Consider the following 17,453-nt stretch of genomic DNA (forward strand, 5'->3'; position numbering starts at 1 on the left):
TCCTCGCGCTCACATCGTCAGCTCGACGTCGTCGGCCGAGGAAGCCGGTCCCGCCGCGAGGTTGCGTTCCTCGTCGGTCAGCTCATCGGGCCGCAGGGTGAGTGCGTACTGCCGGCGCGGGTCCCAGTCGTCGAACTGGTCGACCCGGTCGAACACGTCGGCCACCAGCTTCTTCAGGTAGATCCGGGGCGCGACGCCCACCCGTCCGCCGAGCCGACCGGCCACGGCGCGGGCCAGCTCCCCCAGGTACGCGTCGTCCACCCGATCGGAGACCGAGGTGCTGGGGTAGATGTCCCGCACCCGGACCCCCAACTCGACCAGCGCGTCCTCGGTGAAACCGGGCAGCCGCAGCTGGGTGGCGCGCGGGTTGTCGTACCGGGGATCGGGGCCGAAGTCTGTGGCGAGCCGCTGGGCGAGCGGCGCGAGCCGCTGCACGCCCTGTTGCCCGTCGAAGAACGCCGGGGTCCCGGTGATCAGCAGGAACAGCCCGGGGAACCGGCCGGCGTAGATGTCGTCGACGAGCTGCCGCAGTGCGTTCAGCGCTTTGTCCCGGGCATCGGAACGGACCCGTTGCAGGGTCTCCACCTCGTCGAGCACCAGCAGCAACCCCGCGTGCCCGCTGTCAGTGAGCACGGTCAGCAGGCCCTGCAGGAAGCTGAGCGCGCCGAAGTGGTCGAGATCGCCCTTCACCCCCGCCGACCGCCGGGCCGAGGCCGCCACGTGCGGTTGGCCGCCGAGCCAGGCCGCCAGACCGTCGGCGGACACCTGGTCGCCCCGGCCGGTCGCCGTCCGGTAGCCCCGCAGCGCGGCGGCGAATCCGGGAGTACGCCGGGAGATCTCTGCCAGCCGCCGTTCCAGCAGCTCGCTGACGGCTTGGTCCAGCGCGTCGGCGTCGTCCTCGGTGGCCGTGCCGGCGGCCAGCACATCCTCTTCGAGCGCGTAGATCCAGCCGTCGAGGACGGGCCGGAACGCGCTCGGGGTGAACTGCTCGGTGGCCAGGTGTTCGACCAGCCGCCGGTACACGGTCTCCATCCGGTGCAGCGGCGTCTCCAGTTCGGAGACCTGCACCTCGGCGACGGCGAACCCGCGCCGCTTGGCTCGCTCCCCCAGCCAGCGGGTGAAGAACGTCTTGCCGGCGCCGTACTCGCCACGCACCGCCTTGAACACGCTGCCGCCGCCCGCCACCCGGTTCAGGTCCTCGTCGAGGGCCCGGGTGAACCGGTCCAGCCCGACTGCCAGGGCGTCCAGGCCGTTGGTGGGTACGACGCCGCGGCGCAACGCGTCGATGATGTCCCGCCGGCGCCGGGCGGAGATCTCCACGCTCACAGCGACATCCTTCGGTCCCGCTGCGTGGCTGGCAAACCCGGCCAACTCCCCCCGCTCACGGTGACTCCAGGCCGAATTGTTCGACCAGCAGCGGGATGTCGAGCTTCGCGGTCTGGTTGTCGGCGTCGAGGGTGAGCACCGGGTATCCCTCGACCTGCAGCAGCCGTTGCAGGGCGGTCAGCACCGGCCGGATCCGGTGCGCCGGTACGTCCGCCCGGGTGGCCAAAGTGTCCAGCGGGGCCCGTCCGTTGCCGGCGACGAGGGCGCCGACCAACGCGGCGACCCGCTCGTCCGGCAGCGGTGCCCGGGCGTCCCGCCGGTCCGCGTAAACCGGGCTGGCCAGCAGCGCGTCCACCAGGGGCGCGCCGGGGTGCGCCGCCGGGGTGGGAGCCGGCGCCGGCGCCACGGGGGCGGGCCGCACGTCCGGTGGTACGGAGGCGGATGGCAGGTCGAACAGTCCCTCGTCCTGGGTCGGTGGCTTGGGTCGACGGCTCCCGCCGCGCCGGGCGACCGGCGTCTCCGGCGATGGGGCGGCATCCACCTCCGCTGAGTCTTCCCGTTCCGTCAGAGGTTCCCGCCACCATTCGGGGCTGGCCACCGGGGCGCCCGTCCAGCCGGGCACGGTCAGTTCGTCGTACGGGGTGAACAGCAGCAGCGGGATCACCGCCTCGGCCGGTGACGCTCCGCCGTGGTAGCCGGCCTTGCGCGGCCCGTACCGCAGATCCTCGCGCCACGGCAGCACCACCGCTGCGCCGTAGCCGACGCGGCTGCCGGTGAACAGCAGCTCGCCGTCGCCGGCCGGTTCGGTCGCCGGTCGCCACCGGTTCCCGGTGGAACCGGAGGGGCGGACGACGGCGTCCTGCGCCCGGTCGATCACGTGCCCGTGGTCGGAGACCAGGACGACGACCCGGTCGGAGGTGACGGCCAGCAGGTCGCGCAGCCCGTTCACGGTGTCGGTGCCCCAGGTGGTGGTGCCCGGCGTGCTGCGGTCCAGCGCGTCGTCGATGGTGTTGATGACCGCGGCCACCACCGGCACCTTCGGGTTGTCGAGGGCGTCGGTGACATCGGTGTCGAGCGCGGCACCGGCCGGGGCGCGCAGGGCGGCCTTGTGCAGCAGCACGCCGCCCGGGAACCGCTCGGCGAAGGCCTTCGCCTCGGCCGCCCGGTCCCCCGCCGCGATCCGGCCGCTGAGCAGGCTGCACCGGCTCACCTCGGTCACCGTGGGCAGCGCCGCGAGGACCCCGGTCCGCGCCTCGCCGTCGGGGGTCAGCTCCAGCCAGCCGGTGTTCCGGGCCACCGATTCGGCGATCTCGGTGCTGGCCGCGGTACTCATGCCGTCCAGCACCACCAGCAGCACCCGGCGGCCGGCGTCGAGGATCGGCTGGACCACCCGGTCGAGGACGTCCTCGACCCGCAGCAGCGCGCCGGGTTCGCGCTCGGCCTCGGTGGCGTCCTGCAGCAACTCGGCGAATTCCCGGTCGTGCCGGGTGCGCCGCGCGTCGACCGCCCGGTGCAGCAGCCGGTACGCCTCGGCCACCGGACCGTCGTGGTCCCCGGCGAACACGTCGAGCCGGGCCCGGTCGACCCACCCGTCCTGTCGGACCTGCCGCAACGTCGACGCCAGCAAGGTCTTGGGCGCTGACGGGTCCGGGGTGGCCAGCCAACGCAGCAGCCGGACCGCCATCCGGGCCGTCTCCACCCGGTCCCGGTCTGCTGCCCGGTGTTCCTCCACCCGAGCGAGCAGGTCCTGTGCCCGGCCGACCAGCGCGGGCGACGGCGTACCGGCGTCCGCGGTCGGTACCGCCAGCCGGACGGCCGCGGCGAACTCGCGCATCCGGTGGGTGAAGCCGCTGGGCAGCACGGTCGAGGCGCCCAGCCGGTCGGCGAGGCCGATCTCGGCGGCGATCTCCTCGGCCCGGTGCAGCATCCGGCGCGCCTCCCGGCGTACCGGTTCGGCGCCGTCCATCGCCCGGTAGAGCCACGCCTCGGCGGCGGCCACGAACGCCGCCGCCTGGGGACCGGTGAGCCGAACGCCGCCGAATCTCGGTTCCAGCCGGGTCCGCGCCACCGCGATCTCCACGTCGGCCCGGTCGCCGACGCCGCGCGGCCACAGCACCCCGGCCAGCAGACCCAGCGGTACGGCGTCCACCCCGTGGTCCGCGCGGACCGCCGCCAGGACGGGTACGGCCACCGGCCCGGCCACCTCGGCCAGGAACGCACCGATCCCGTCGGCCCACGGCTGCGGCAGGGTGACGAACCGCATCTGCGCCGGGGCGTGGGTGCTCCACTGCAGCAGGCCGGCCCCGTCCAGCTGGTCCGGCTCCAGCCGCAGCAGCTCTCCGGCGAGGTGCCGCAGCGCGTGGTCGCGGGTCAGCACGGTGCCCTGCGGCGCGGGCCAGCCGTCGGTCGGGGCGAGTTCGGTCACCGCGTCGGCCACCCACCGGCCGGTGCGGATCAGGCCCTGGTCGACCTGGGTCTGGTTGCCGAACGCCTGCCGGACCAGGTCCCACGGGTCGACGCTACGAGTGGTCTGCCGGCTCAGGTGCGCCAACAGCCCGTCGCCCAGTTCCGCGTCGGTGAGCGGGGTGAGCAGTACCAGGCGCTCCGGTTCGGCCCGGTCGGCCAGGGCGGCGCGGACGGCGATCGGCGTCGGGCACGGCACCACCCGGACCGGCATACCGGCGACGGTGAGCACCGGGTCGTCGGCCCACTCGGGTCGGGCCCGCAACGCGATGGCCGGCGCGTCGTCCCGCTCGGCCAGCCAGGCTTCCACCTTGCGGCGCACGGCCGCAGGACGTACCGCCGGTTGGGTCGCCGTCACGGTCGCTCTCCGGTCACGGTCCAGGTCACCTCGACCCGACGGCCGGCCGCCAACTCGGCCCGGAGCTGGTCGGTCAGCGCCGTCAGACCGTTCTCGTCGGAGACGATCCGGGACGTCGCAGCGGCTGGCTGACCCGGTCTCGGCGTGGGATTCGGCGGAACGATGACCGGCGGAGTACCCAGCGGCGGCTTCGGTTCGATCGTGGACGGTGTGACGATCAGCGGATCCTGGCCCTGTGGGAGCCTGACCGCTTGCCCCTCGGCGAGCAGCGCAGCCGTGCTGGTGACCGCGTTGTCGAGGGCGCTCCGCAGATCCACGACGTGCTGGTCGCGGCGGGCCGCGTCGCGTAGCTGGTCGATGATGGTCCGGGCCCGGTCGTCGGTCCCGGCGCGGGCGGCCACGGCGGTGAGCAGCGGCCACTGGGTACGCCGCAGCGCCGAGGTGAGCCCGGCTGCCTGCTTGTAGATCACGCTGGCCGCCTGCGCTCCAAGGTCGCCGAGCCGGTCGGCGCCGGAGCCCTCGGCCACGAGGTCGACCAGCACCACGTCGTCCTGCTCGTGGGCGAGCACGGCCAGGAACTCCGCCATCCGGCGCGCGTTTCCGAGCCGGCCGTCCGGATCAGCCCGGTCCAGGTTGAGCAGGTCTGCGTGGTTGCCCAGCTCGGTGACCAGTTCGGCGGCGGCGCCGACGTACCGGCGGGCCACCTCGCGCACCGTCCTGGCGACCTCCCCGAGGTTGGCCGGGGTGCGCCACACCGGCAGGGGTTCACCGAAGAGCCCCTGGCCGAACTGGACGGCCTTCTTCCATTCCTCTTCGCCGGGCATGGGTGGGTGCCGCAGCTCGAACCGGTCCTCGACGCCCTGCACGACGGCCACCGTGACCTTCCCGCCGTGGTCGTACCAGCCGAGCTGCTGTTCGAGGGCGAAGACCGCGATGATGAGGTTCTGCAGGTCGCGGTCGAAGCCGCGTGCCTTCGGTACGTCCAGCAGTTCGCGCAGCATGTGGACCGGGAAGTGCTCCCGGTAGTCCTGCCGCGCGGCCTCCTGGAGCAGGTGCCTGCTCCAGAAGCAGGTGTTGAGGTCCAGCACGTACCGGTGGTCGATCAGTTCGCCCAGCTGCAGGTTGTTGCCGATCCGCCGCAGCAGCCGGTGGTCGGCCGGCGGTACCGAGATGCCGTGGGTGGGGTCGGCGGCGGCCTGCCGGGCGTAGTCGAGCACCTTGTTGAGTTCGGCCCGACTGACCGGTTTCTCGTCCACCGGGAGCGCCGGGGTGCCCGGGTACGACCAGTCGAGCAGGTCGTGGGTGAGGTTCTTGAAGGCGTCGGCGAGGGTGCCGCCGCGCGGATCGCCGAGTCGCAGCCCTTCGGCGAGGGTGTGCAGCACTCCCACCGTGTCCAGCTCGACATCGGATTTCTGCGGGTTGGCCGCCCCGTACGCCTGCTTGAGCGCGGTGACCAGGCCCTCCCGCAGCTGGCTCTGCCGCTGCTGGAGGTAGACCCGACCCTGCTGCCGGTCGGTCGTGGGCCAGTCGGCGGCCAGGTTGTTTAGTCGTTCTCCCGCGCCACCGACGCCGAGCAGATAATTGATCTTCGCGAGTTGGGCGACCCGGCCCATCATGTCGTCGGTCAGATACAGCGGAAGCCAGAAGACGGTGTTGGATCCGCGGTCCAGTTCCTCGATCCGGGCCCGGTCGGCGGCGCGCGGGTAGCCCTGCGGGTCGAAGGGGTAGTCGACGACGATCCGCCACGATTCTCCGGGCGCGATCAGCGCGGACACCGGCATGGTGTCGGGGTCGCGGACGTTGCCGAACTTGACCTGCACGATGTGTCGCCGTCCGCGCCACTCGCGCGGATGTTGCAGCTCGCCGTGCGTTCCCTCGGTGCCGGCGAGTCCCATCTCGACGCTGATCAGCTCGCGCAGCAGTTGCTGGCGGACGCCGGCCGAGGTTTCCCCGAGCGGCACCAGGTCGAGCAGCTTGTCGAAGTCGACGGTGTGCAGCTTGAGCGACACCACCGGGTCGTGGTCGTCGGTCAGGTGCAGTTCGCCGGCGTCCTGCTCGATCTTGCGAAGCCGCTGCAGCACCATGGTGTTCTCGTAGCCGGGGATCGGCGCGGTGATCGACCCGAAGTTCAGCGCGTGCAGCTTGGCGGCGGTGAGGTTGTGCAGGGCCGGCACGTCGGGTACCAGCGCACCCAGCAGGATCGTCTTGATCAGCTTGTCGTCGAGCTGGAACTGGGTGTTGCGGGCGGCCTCCTCCTCGCCGATGCCGTTGAGGGTGAGCAGGATCGGTCGCAACTTGCGCAGGTAGAGCGTGCGGGCGGCCTCGAACTGCTGGCGCAGCTTGGGCCGGTCGGGCAGTTCACCGTGCAGCACGAGCGGGTCGAACAGGGCGGCCACCCCGATCAGGTCGTTGACCCGCAGGGTGTCGCGGCGGTCGACCAGTAGTTCGGTCATCACCTTCAGTGCGGTCCGTTCCCGCTGCAACGCCTGGGACAGCGCGACGAGCGTCGCCACCAGGGCCGGTGAGAACGGGTAGAGCTGGCGGAACGCGGTGGCGTCGGAGCCGATACCGGCGTCGCCGTACTGGGCGCCCAGCAGCAGCGTGTCCCACACCTCGCGGTTGTGCTTCACGGCCGCGAACGCGGTGTCGATGGCCCGTCGCGCGGTCTCATCGTTCGGCTTGAGCAGCCGCTTCTCGGTGATCTCCGGCAGGTTCGTGTCGGCCAGCACGATCTCGCCGAGCCGGCCCTGCACGCTGCGCATGACGTGCGCCAGCGCCTCCCGTTCGGTGCCGCCGACCTGCGGGCCGAGGAACTCCTCCAGGTTGCGCTGGCGGGCCACGAACGACACCAGTGGCAGTGGCCGGGCGGTGTCGGCGGATTCGACCAGCTTGTTGAGCTTGGCGCCCTCGGTGTTGACGAAGGTGTGGTCGGCGATCCGGCCGGAGAGCCAGAGGATCAGCTCGTCCAGGAACAGCACGATCGCGTCGTACCCCAGGCTTTTGGCGTGCCGGGTGATCACCGCGAGGCCGGTGTCCAGGTCGAGGTATTCGGCGCTGTGCACGGCGCCCCGGAAGAAGGTCTCAGTGAGCGCACTGACCAGCGCGTCCCGGTCCTTGGTGCCGGGCGGCTGCGCCGCGGCCTCCGCGTACCGCTGCGGGGTCCAGCCGTCGCGGCTGGCCCGCAACGCGGCCAGGCCGCTGCCAGCGCCGGGTCCGGCGCTGCCGCCGCGCAGGGTTTCGAAGAACCTGTCGTCGCCCAGGGTCCGACGCAGGCCGGCGGCGTTCTCCAGCAGCGCGTCCGACCGGTGTACGGCCGGAAGCGGCGCGTCGGGATGCGCGGCGGTGACGTGCCGCAGGTATCCCTCCAGGATGGCCTGCTCGACCGACCGCGCGTCGAGCATGTGCAGGGTGAGGCTGAGGAACCGCCGGCCCGGCAGCCAGGAGTCGGCCGCGAGGATCGGTTCGGCCAGGCCGGGAATCTCCCGGGCCCTGGTGTTCTGCGCCAGGATCTCCCGCAGCACGGCCATGAAGTGCGACTTGCCGGACCCGAACGAGCCGTGCAGGAAGACCGCCTGGGAGCGGCCGGTGGTCGCGGCGTGGCCGATCCGGCGCAGCGCTTCGGCGAAGTTGTCCCGCAACTGATCGGTGACCACATACCGGTCCAGGTCCGCGCCCTCGGCGGCCTTGACGACAAAGTCGCCCTCGCTCACCGAGTCCGGGATCTCGATCAGTTCGCGCAGCAGAGTCACACCCAACTCCTTCATTGCCTCCCCAGGGGTTGGCCACGCTACCGAGCGACAGGAGCTATTAGAAGAAGGTCATGATCCGAAATCCGGTCCGACCAGCGGGACCGTGGCTGCTTCTGTCGAGCGGCCTCACCCGGCCGGCGGAACCCCCGCAGGTCAAGGGTTCAGACGCTCCAGGGGTCAACCACTGACCAGGACAAAGTCAAATTCCTGACAGCTGAACACCATCGCGATTTGTGAGCATGATGTCACTACGACTGTGGCGGAGGTGCCCGCTGGTGCCCATCTCGTGGCGAAGGCGCAACCGGAGCACTCGACTCCGCCCCGAACACCAGATCTATCTCCTGGTCCATGTTCTCCTCGTCCTCGGCGGGCTGCTCGTCGCACAGATCGGCGGAGAGGTGTGGCTTGCCGTCGGCACGTCGATCTGTGCGACCGGAGTCTGCGGGTGGGTGATCTTCCTCTGGCTCCGGATCACGGAGCAGGCGGTTCAGGGGCAACGGCGCATCCAGGGACTCGGCCTCATCGACGCCTTCCCCGCGCGCTCCGTACCGATCCGCCCGGAGTACGAACGCCGGTTCTTCGCGGCCCGACAGCAGATCGACTTCCTGGGGTTCGGACTTCGTGCCTTGCGGGAGGACTTCGGCGATCAGATGGGAACGTGGTTACGGCGAGTCCCCGTACGGGTCCTGCTCGTCGATCCCGAAGCACCCACAGCGGACTGGACCTACGCGCACCAGCGCGACCTGGAGGAACGCAACAGCCCGGGATCCATCGCCACCGACGTCGTGAACTTCCTGCGGGCCATGGAGCCGGTCAAGAACAGCTTTCCCGACCGCTTTCACATTCGGCTGTACTCATGCCTGCCCGCGATCAACGTGTGTCGGATCGATGATGAGATCTTCTGGGGTCCGTACGTGTTGGGCGCGCAGAGTCGCAACACCCCGACCTTCCTCGTCACACGCACCGGGACCCTGTTCAATGTGTTGCGCGGCCACTACGAGCAGGTCTGGACGGACCCCCGATACTCGCGGGACGGATTTCACCGGACCGAACTGGGCTTTCGGGCCGTCGTGAGCGAACCACCCGCGCCCGACCATTCGATTAGGGAACCCAAATGAAGATTGATCCCGACGCACATCACCGAGACTCCAACGTCCGCCCGGCAGTTGGCGTCGGCGTCATGCTCCGACGCGGCGACGAGGTGCTGCTGGGTCGGCGACGCGGCGCGCACGGCGCCGATACCTACGGTTGGCCCGGTGGTGGCTTGGCATTTGGCGAGTCGTTGACCGATGCCGTCCACCGAGAGGCGCTGGAGGAGGCTGGCGTGAAGGTGACCGGCACTCCTCGGTTGGTGTGTGTCAGCAACGTCGTGGAATACGGCCGCCACTACCTGGACCTCGAGTTCGAGGTGACCGAGTTCTTTGGCGAGCCCACGGTACGTGAGCCTCACTTGATCGAAAGCTGGCAATGGTACCGCCTTGACGACCTGCCAGCCCCGCTGTTCAGACCGTGCCAGCTCGCCCTCGCCTCGCTGCGCGACAGGCGATTGCTCAACGATGGCTGATCCGCCGGAACGCACCTGGACGGTGCTCGGCGGCCTACACTTCGACCTCGCAGCCGCCGTCGATCGGCCTTGGCTACGCGACCACGCCAGCCGGGATGCCCAGATCTGGACGGAGATCCACACCGAGTTCGGTGGTGTCGGCGGCAACATGGCACATCACCTCCACGATCTGGCGCGGCCGTGTGCGCTCGTGGCGGTCGTCGGCGACGACGACATCGGTCAGCTCCTGCTGCACCGGATCAGGGTGGCACTGCCTGACGTGGCGCTGTATCCGACGGTCGTCCCCGCCATCCCTACCGGGGTGGTCGCGCTGTTGCACACTGTCGAACGGGAAGACCGGCGGCGGCTGGTGATCGGGCCCGCCCGGTCGGCGGTGGATGTGGTCGATCATCACCACATCGACGGGATCCTGCGGGAGCTGCGCAGGCGGTCCGCCGACCTGATCCTCGACGGCTACCTGCTGCGGGGCCGCACCGCCGGGTGGGCTGGCCAATTGACGCGGCTACGGGCGGACGGCTGGCGGGTCCACCTGGAACTGGTGCCCCATGACCTCGGCCATGAGGTCGACGCCGCCGCACTGACGGCCGTCCTCGCCGCCTGCGCCACAATGTCGACGAACATGAGCACCCTGGAACGGATCCTCGACCTGCCGTCGCCGTCCACTCCGGTGACACCGGCGGCGCGGGCCGCACGCCTTGCGGACCGGGTTGAACCGGTGCTGTCCGGCACCGGCGCCGAGATCCTGGCCAGATTCGGTCGCGGTGACGCCGAACTCTGCCTGCGGCTGCCCGACGGATCGGGTCCGGAGCTCTGGTCGTACGACCTGGACCGGGCCCGGCGCGGCAAGAGCACCCAGGACCGGCTCCTCGTCCACGAGTTGACCGGCACGGTCGACCTCGTCGGTGGACGTCGACTGCCGATGTGAAGGGAGGTGGCAGACATGCCGACGACGCGAGTCACGGTTGTCGCGCCCTGTCGGGTCCACTTCGGCCTGGTCTGGATGACCGATGGCACACCTTGGGTCTACGGCGGTGCCGGGTTGACGCTGTGGCACCACCGCACAGTGGTGGAGGGAACACGAATCCGTTCGGCCAGCGTCCTCGTGACCGGCGGCTCTGCCGAGGCTCGGGCGTTCGTCACAGAGCGGCTCGCGACCGCCGGGCTGACCGGGGTACGACTCGACATCCGAGAGATGCCGCCCGATCACGTCGGCCTGGGTTCGAAGACAACCGTGGCGTTGGCCAGTGTCGAGGCCGCCTGTCGGCTCCTCGGCCTGCCGGCCACTCCCGAGACGATCGTCCGGGTCACCGGCCGCGGTGGCACCTCGGGGATCGGTGTGAACAGCTACTTCCTGGGTGGCTTCCTGATCGACCACGGCCAGCCCAGGGCCTTGGTACCCACCCTGGTGCCATCGTCGGCCAGCCGTCCCCGGTCGGCGCCACCGGTACGGCAGCGACTTGCCTGGCCGGATGACTGGAAGGTCTACCTTCTCCGGCCGGTCGAGGGACGGGGGCTGCACTCCACCGGCGAACTCAGCTTCTTCACCGCCCACCTGCCGCTGCCACTCGGCGAGTGCCGGCAGGCGGCGTCGGCGCTGCACAACGACCTGCCGGCCGCGATAGCAACCACCGACTTCTCCCGGCTACGGACGGCCCTGCGACAGAGCCGGATGGTCGGCTTCAAGGCCCGGGAAGTAGGCATCCAGCCGGCCAGCGCAAGACTGCTCCACCAGCTCGACGAGCGCACCGACCTGGCGGCCACGATGAGTTCCCTCGGTCCCACCGTGGTCGTCGTCGCCCGATCGCGGCAGGCCCGGGACGCACTGCCGGAACCAGGGTCGGGCTGGACGGTCAGGGATGGCTCCTGTGCCGGCACCGGCCGGCGACTTCAGGAGACGGGGACGGCGGCCTGACGGTAGAACCAACCCAGGTGCTCGATCAGCGCCTCGCGGGCCTTCACGTCGGTGAGGACGTCGAGCGGGAAGCCAGGTCGCAGGGCCAGCTTGGCGGCGGCAATATCCACGCCGGGCAGTTCGTTCAGCCGCTGCCGGAACTCCTCGCGAAGCGTGAGATCAGCGAACGGTGGTCGCACGCAGAGGTACTGGAAGACGATCTCGAACTTCCGACTCGGGTAGATCACCGCCGGCCAGATGTCGCCCAGCTCGTGGTCCCTGCCCCGGGCCATCAGGAAGCAGGAGGTCTCCCCGCCCCCGCCGTACAGCAGCTTGCCGCCCAGCCTGGTCCAGGCTTCCAGCACAGCGACCGTTCCCGAGACCACCCGAGGGTCCTGCAGATCCTTCAGCTGTTCCATGAACCGGTCATCGAGCAGATCGTGCCGAACGGAACGTGGTCGCAGGAGCCGCCGGGACACGTCCGGTTGCGGCATGCCGGCGAGCTGGGCGAGGTCTTCGATACCGATCCGCTGCGCCTGGCTGGCCCGCCCGTACGAGTCGAACTCCACCCCCTCGGCGCGCAGCACCTCACGCGGGTTGTCCGTGCGGGACGGGTCGTGCCACCGGAAGACGGGCGACACGGTTCCCTCGGCCTGGAGCACCCGGTGGGCGTTCGGACTACGGTGGCTGGCCAGCCGGGCGCCGACCGGCACCGGGTGGGTGCCGATCAGCGCCGCCACGTCCCCGTACGAGGTCCAGGAGCCGGCGGGTAGCTCGGCGAGGGCCCGGTTCATGATCTCCCAGGGCACCTCGGACCGGCTCCCGACGTCACCGACGGGTCCGGGCCAGAGCGTGATGACGCGGTCGGCGAGGGCGTCGGCTCGAGCGTGGATCTCGGGCCGTCCCCACCGCTTCTGCTCGGCGATCTCCCGATTGAGCTGGATCCCACTCTTGGCCAGTTGGGTTCGCTTGAGCAGGAAGGAACTGTTGCTCAACTCGGCGTTGTAGCCGGTCAGGGTCAGGTTGCCGAGTGTGTGAACCAGGGATTCGTGCACGTCGGCAAAGCTCTCCTCGCCCGCCAGGTCGTCGTTGAGCATCTGCTGCCACTCGGCCGTGGGACTCTGCGGCATGACGTGCTCAATGGTCAGTCCCTTCAGCGCCACCGGTTCCTTGCTGCCGTAGGACTCCTCCAGCCACTGGAGCACCAGGTTGCGCTGGGTGGCCCGGCCGTTGAGATAGAACGGGAAAGACCGCACCGACTCGCGGACGTTCGCGTCGCTGGCGTAGTGCTTGCGGCCGACCGACAGGTACGCCCGGACCGCCTCGTCGACCGGCAGGTCCTTGTCCATCTCAGTGACCACCGAGAGCATGACCCGGTTGAGGTTGTTGGTGGGCCGCCCGGTGAGAAGCCGCCGAACGAAGAAGCTCTCCACGTACAGCATCGCCGTGGTGATCTGCTCGGCGGTGGCAGTTCCCTGGTCGCGGCGGTCCAAGAGATGCAGCAGCAGGGGGTAGACGGTGGTGGTGCCCCAGGCGTTGAGCCGGGTGAGCCGCCGCCGCACCTCCGGGTCGGCCTCCTCCTCCGGATGCAGGATGGTTCGCAGCAGCGTGCCCAGCCGGCAGAGCCGGCGTACCTCCGTCTCGATTTCCTGTTCGGTGTGCAGCCGGTTGAGCCGCGCCTGCTGTCCCGGGTAGATGTCCGTCTGGTTGACCCGAGGGTTGCGCTGCACCAGGTCGAGCCAGAACAGTTGCTCCAACTCGTCGGAGGTCAACTGCTCCTGGAGCGGGAACCACAGCGAGTCGTAGACCGCCTCGCCGCGAGTCGGCAGCCGCATGAACAGGTAGTTGCGCAGCAGGTCGGCCTGGGTCAGCTTCAGGCCGGTGTTGTTCAGCGACTCGAAGATCCGGTAGACGTTGTCGCCGAGCTGGGCGACGACCGCCACGAGCGCCATCCCGGAGATGACGGCGTCCTCGATGCGATCAATGTCAATCGGACCGTCCGGATTGTCGGCGGCGGCGGCGAGCTGGGCGAGAAAGAACCGGTACGCCGCACCGACCTGGTCGCTGCCGCCGGCCTGCGGGGTCGAGTCGAGGCAGGCCCGGTACGCCGCCCGGTCGGCCTGGGTGGGTACAAGCTTCAACCGGTACGGTTCGGGCTTCCACGGGTTGGTGAGGTACTGCTGGTCGATCCGGCCGCGGTGTTCCGGACCCTCGTACTGGGCCCGGTGGTCGCGGATGGCGCAGAGCAGGATGGACAACGTGGTGAGCCGCTGCTGGCCGTCTACCACCAGGAACTCGGAAACGCCGGCCGGGCCGTTGGTGGGGCTGGGCGCCAGCACCAACGAGCCGATGAAGTGGGTGCGATCAGGATCCTCGACCCGCTCCTCCGCCAGGTTGCGGATGTCGTCCCAGAGTCGTTCGAACTGCGGCGTCGTCCACGAGTACGTCCGCTGATACAGCGGCACCCGATACTGGTTCGTGCCTTCCAGCAGCTCCCGCAGCGTCGTCTCGCGTGCCGCAACCACATGTGCCCCCAACGGTGTCCGGAAAGTAACCCGGACACCCAATCAGACCAACAGGGTGGGATCTGAGACAGAGTCAGAAACGCGACTCGGAACTGCTTCCAGCGCAGAACGGCGTGCTTCCCGGCAGAACGAAGGTCAACAGTCAACGTCCGCTACCGATGCACCCGGCGGCGGCCGTCCCACCCGGGTCGTCGCTGCGGTGGAACAACGGGATCGGCCACCTCACCGCCGCCTCGGCACCCGCTCGTCTGTCGCGAACATCGTCGCCATCCAGCCTACTCAATGTTAAGTTTTGTTGTCGGATAGTGATGAACCCGGGAGGATGACATGAGTCGACGCCCGTGGGAGGCAGATCCTTCCGCCGAGTTGACCCGACGATGGGGAAAGTCGGCGCACGAGCTGGGGGACACTTCGGGCGACGGCAGTTGCCCCGACATCTGGGAGCTGTCCAACGGCGATGTCGCGGTGATCGGGACCGACTTCACCGACACCTACCAAGGTCGGCTCCCGGCGGGCGTGTCGATCGATCCCGGCGAGCGGCTTGTCATCATTCCCCGGAACATGATCGTTGCGGCGAAGGTGGACATCCCGGATGTATGATCTCCTCGGTGGAGATCCCGGTGAGCGGTTGAGCCTGGACGATTACTGGGCCGACTTCGAGAAGCGGTTCTGGACCACCACCGCACCGGGATTCTGGAAGCTGGAGCGGCAGCAGACGTTCAAGGAGCCCACCGACGACGGTTGGCGGGCGTTCGCCGCCGGACGCTGGGACGAGTCGCTCCGGATCCTCGACGGCCGGCGTACCGAGTTCGCGGACTACTACCGGCGGATCCGCGGGGCCGGGTTCGCCACCCGCCGGGTACGGGTCGTTGAGGAACCCCTCACGCCCTACCTTCAGTGGGAGTTGCACGTGCTGCGGCTACGCCACGAGTACGGCGGGCTGACCCGGGTGGTCGGCCCGGACCGCGTTGCGGCGGCCGAAGCGGGCGGTCCGCTGCCCGAGATTTACACCCTCGGCACGGATTTGATGTACGAGGCGATCTACGACGCGGGCGGTGTACTGGAGGCCGCCCGGCGGTGGTGTGATCCGGTGGTGGTGCGCCGCTGCCAGCAGTTCATCGAGGCGCTGTACGACGACGGGGAACCACTCGACCAGTTCTTCGCCCGCGTGGTGGCGCCCTTGGGGCCGCCGACTCTGGCATGAGCGATGAGCCGCGGGACGGCGGACCGGGGCAGTCGAACCGCGCCGAGGTGTCTGGCCCGGCTGACCTCGTCCAGGCTCGTGATGTGTTCGGTGGCGTGCATTTCCACAATGGCGAGGACCAGGCGGTGGCACCGCCTCGACAGCTCCCCGGTGACGTACGAGGGTTCGTCAATCGAAGCGCGGAACTGACCGCGCTCGACCGGCTACTGGTCGAGGACACCGGTCCGGTCGGGGTCACGCTGTCGGTGATCGCGGGCACCGCCGGGGTCGGCAAGACCGCGCTGGCGCTGCGCTGGGCACACCGGGTCCGGCACCGGTTTCCGGACGGCCAACTCCACGTCAACCTGCGCGGTTATGACCCGGGCGAGCCGGCCCGACCGGAGCAGGTACTGGAACGGTTCCTGCGTGCCCTGGGCGTCCCGCCCGCGGCCATTCCAGCCGACCTGGACGACCGGGCGGCGCTGTACCGATCGCGGCTGGCAGATCGACGGATCCTGGTGGTGCTGGACAATGCCGCCAGCGTCGGGCAGGTCCGGCCGCTGCTGCCGGGCTCGGACAGTTGTCTGGTCATCGTGACCAGCCGCAGCCGGCTCTCCGGGCTGGTCACCCGGGACGGTGGGCGCCGGTTGACGGTACGGATGCTAACCGAGGACGACGCCATCACCCTGTTGCGCGAGCTCACCCGGGAATTCCGGGCGGGCGACGACCCTGAGCACCTGGCCGAGTTGGCACGGCTGTGCGCCCGACTGCCCCTGGCGCTGCGCATCGCCGCCGAGCGGGCGGCGAGCCGGCCGTACATGCCGCTTGACGAGTTGATCCGCGACCTACGGGACGAGTCGGCCCTGTGGACCGCGTTGACCGCGGAGGAGAACGAGGAGGCGGATGCCGTACGAGCTGTTTTCGCCTGGTCCTACCGGGCCCTTGATCCGGCGGCGGCTCGGATGTTCCGGCTGCTGGGTCTGCACCCAGGCTCGGAATTCAGCCTACCGGCGGCTGCCGCGCTGGCCGGGGAGCCGGCGAACCAGGTACGGCAGCGGATCGACGCCCTGGTCGGCGCGCACCTGTTGGAGCAGTCCGGACCGGGACGCTACCAACTGCACGACCTGCTCCGCGCGTACGCGATCGACCAGGTGCGCCACCTGGAAAGCGACGCGGACCGGCGGACCGCCCAGCGCCGGATCCTCGACTGGTATCTGCACACCACGGATGCCGCGCTGGCCCGGACGCTACCGTTCTATCGCACCGTACCGCTGGATCCGCCGACGGATGTCACGCCGCTCACGTTCCCGACGAGCGTCAACGCGGACGCCTGGTTCGACGCCGAGCGCGACAATCTGGTCGCGGCCGCCCGCGCCGCCGCCGCGGTTGACCAACGGACCACGTGGCGACTCGCGGCGTTGCTGCGCAGCGTCTTCATGCATCAGAACGCCTTCGAGAGCTGGTTCGCCACCGCGCGCATCGGCTTGGCCGCCGCCCGCGAACTGGGCGACCGACGGGGCGAGGCGGAGTCGCTGGAGAGCCTCGGCAAGGCGCATTTTCAACTTCGACAGCTCACCGAGGCGGTCGAGTTCCATCGGTCCGCGCTGGAGATCCGGCGAGAGATTCACGATGACTACGGCACGGCCATCTCGATCAACGCGCTCGGTCTGCTGGGTCTGCGGACCCGCCGGCTCAGCGAATCGCTCACCCACTTCAGCGACGCCCTCGCAATCTTCGAACGGCTCGGCCACGAGCGCATGAGGGCCCTGGTGCTGAGCAACCTGGGCGAAACTCACTACGAACTCGGCCAACTGGACCGGGCCGCCGAGCTGCTGAGCCAAGCGCTCGCCGGGCAGCGCCGGCTGGACGACCGCGGGCAGGAGGGCAACTCGCTGTTCTTCCTCAGCATGACCCTGCGGGAGCAGGGACACCTCGAAGAGGCCGGGTCGGTGATCGAGGAGGCGGTGGCCATCGCCGAAAACGGTGGCAGCCCGGTGTGGCTGGCGCACTGGCTGGTCGAGCGCGCCCGGGTGCTTCGTGCGTTGGGCGATCCCGGCGTAGCCTTGCAGGCCACACACCGCGCCGCCGTCATCCAGCGGCAGCTTGGTGACCGCAGCCGCGAAGCGACAGCACTCGACGAAGCCGGTGCGGCGTACCGGGAGTTGGGGCAGCCGGACGAGGCGATCGGCTTTCACCTGCAAGCCGCGGCCACCCACCGGCAGCTCGACGATCGCTGGCAACTGGCCACGACGCTCGACCACCTCGCGCTCGCACTGGTCGCGGGGGGGGGGGAGGGGGGGGGAGGGGGGCGTAAGGGTCGGCATGGGGGGCGGGGTGGTGAGGTGGGGGGCGGTAGGTCGGTCGATTGCGCAGTCGCTCAAACGGCTGCGCCGA

General features: G+C 70.0%; 11 protein-coding genes. 7 read left to right on the top strand and 4 right to left on the bottom strand.

Features of this window, described 5'->3' with window-relative positions:
• Positions 1 to 9 precede the first annotated feature (9 nt).
• Genes brxD through ACXN5W_RS25405 form a run of 3 tightly spaced genes read right to left on the bottom strand, consistent with a single transcriptional unit; the run spans position 10 to position 7,896 of the window.
• Positions 10 to 1,326 carry a BREX system ATP-binding protein BrxD gene (gene brxD / locus ACXN5W_RS25395; protein ID WP_473160890.1) on the bottom strand — a complete coding sequence of 439 codons (1,317 nt, stop codon included), beginning with the start codon at positions 1,324 to 1,326 and terminating at the stop codon, positions 10 to 12.
• A 55-nt stretch (positions 1,327 to 1,381) separates the two neighbouring features.
• Entirely contained in the window at positions 1,382 to 4,147 is a 2,766-nt protein-coding gene (pglZ, locus tag ACXN5W_RS25400) for a BREX-2 system phosphatase PglZ (protein ID WP_473160891.1), read from the bottom strand.
• Positions 4,144 to 7,896, bottom strand: a complete 3,753-nt coding sequence (locus ACXN5W_RS25405) for a BREX-2 system ATPase PglY family protein (protein ID WP_473160892.1) — start codon at positions 7,894 to 7,896, stop codon at positions 4,144 to 4,146. Before ACXN5W_RS25405 ends, pglZ begins: the two co-directional genes overlap by 4 nt.
• Positions 7,897 to 8,345: 449 nt before the next feature.
• Between ACXN5W_RS25405 and ACXN5W_RS25410 the strand changes: the two genes are divergently transcribed.
• The 4 genes from ACXN5W_RS25410 to ACXN5W_RS25425 are packed head-to-tail and all read left to right on the top strand — an operon-like array spanning position 8,346 to position 11,372.
• On the top strand, positions 8,346 to 9,014 hold the full coding sequence (locus tag ACXN5W_RS25410) for a hypothetical protein (protein ID WP_473160893.1): 669 nt from the start codon (positions 8,346 to 8,348) through the stop codon (positions 9,012 to 9,014).
• Complete coding sequence (locus ACXN5W_RS25415; protein WP_473160894.1) at positions 9,011 to 9,460, top strand: nucleotide triphosphate diphosphatase NUDT15; 450 nt, start codon at positions 9,011 to 9,013, stop codon at positions 9,458 to 9,460. Before ACXN5W_RS25410 ends, ACXN5W_RS25415 begins: the two co-directional genes overlap by 4 nt.
• Positions 9,453 to 10,385 (top strand): carbohydrate kinase family protein, encoded by a 933-nt coding sequence (locus tag ACXN5W_RS25420; RefSeq protein ID WP_473160895.1) that lies wholly within the window; start codon positions 9,453 to 9,455, stop codon positions 10,383 to 10,385. Before ACXN5W_RS25415 ends, ACXN5W_RS25420 begins: the two co-directional genes overlap by 8 nt.
• A 15-nt stretch (positions 10,386 to 10,400) precedes the next feature.
• A complete protein-coding gene (locus ACXN5W_RS25425; RefSeq protein ID WP_473160896.1) occupies positions 10,401 to 11,372 on the top strand; it encodes a beta-ribofuranosylaminobenzene 5'-phosphate synthase family protein in 972 nt (323 codons plus the stop codon).
• Here ACXN5W_RS25425 and ACXN5W_RS25430 read toward each other — a convergent pair.
• Positions 11,348 to 13,876: a GmrSD restriction endonuclease domain-containing protein gene (locus ACXN5W_RS25430; RefSeq protein WP_473160897.1), complete on the bottom strand. Its 2,529-nt coding sequence runs from the start codon at positions 13,874 to 13,876 to the stop codon at positions 11,348 to 11,350. The genes ACXN5W_RS25425 and ACXN5W_RS25430 overlap by 25 nt on opposite strands.
• A 327-nt stretch (positions 13,877 to 14,203) precedes the next feature.
• Between ACXN5W_RS25430 and ACXN5W_RS25435 the strand changes: the two genes are divergently transcribed.
• From ACXN5W_RS25435 to ACXN5W_RS25445, 3 genes are all read left to right on the top strand, one after another.
• On the top strand, positions 14,204 to 14,476 hold the full coding sequence (locus ACXN5W_RS25435; RefSeq protein WP_473160898.1) for a hypothetical protein: 273 nt from the start codon (positions 14,204 to 14,206) through the stop codon (positions 14,474 to 14,476).
• Positions 14,469 to 15,080, top strand: coding sequence for a DUF6879 family protein (locus ACXN5W_RS25440; RefSeq protein WP_473160899.1), 612 nt, complete (start codon positions 14,469 to 14,471; stop codon positions 15,078 to 15,080). Before ACXN5W_RS25435 ends, ACXN5W_RS25440 begins: the two co-directional genes overlap by 8 nt.
• The coding region (locus tag ACXN5W_RS25445; protein WP_473160900.1) for an ATP-binding protein at positions 15,077 to 17,453 on the top strand (2,377 nt) is incomplete at its 3' end. The genes ACXN5W_RS25440 and ACXN5W_RS25445, both read left to right, overlap by 4 nt.

The organism is Plantactinospora sp. A48 (assembly GCF_055793945.1).

What these genes read in the sequence shown, in the direction of transcription:
- ACXN5W_RS25415 (WP_473160894.1), top strand. Translation starts at nt 9,011, where the DNA reads ATGAAGATTGATCCCGACGCACATCACCGAGACTCCAACGTCCGCCCG.
- ACXN5W_RS25420 (WP_473160895.1), top strand. Translation starts at nt 9,453, where the DNA reads ATGGCTGATCCGCCGGAACGCACCTGGACGGTGCTCGGCGGCCTACAC.
- ACXN5W_RS25425 (WP_473160896.1), top strand. Translation starts at nt 10,401, where the DNA reads ATGCCGACGACGCGAGTCACGGTTGTCGCGCCCTGTCGGGTCCACTTC.
- ACXN5W_RS25435 (WP_473160898.1), top strand. Translation starts at nt 14,204, where the DNA reads ATGAGTCGACGCCCGTGGGAGGCAGATCCTTCCGCCGAGTTGACCCGA.
- ACXN5W_RS25440 (WP_473160899.1), top strand. Translation starts at nt 14,469, where the DNA reads ATGTATGATCTCCTCGGTGGAGATCCCGGTGAGCGGTTGAGCCTGGAC.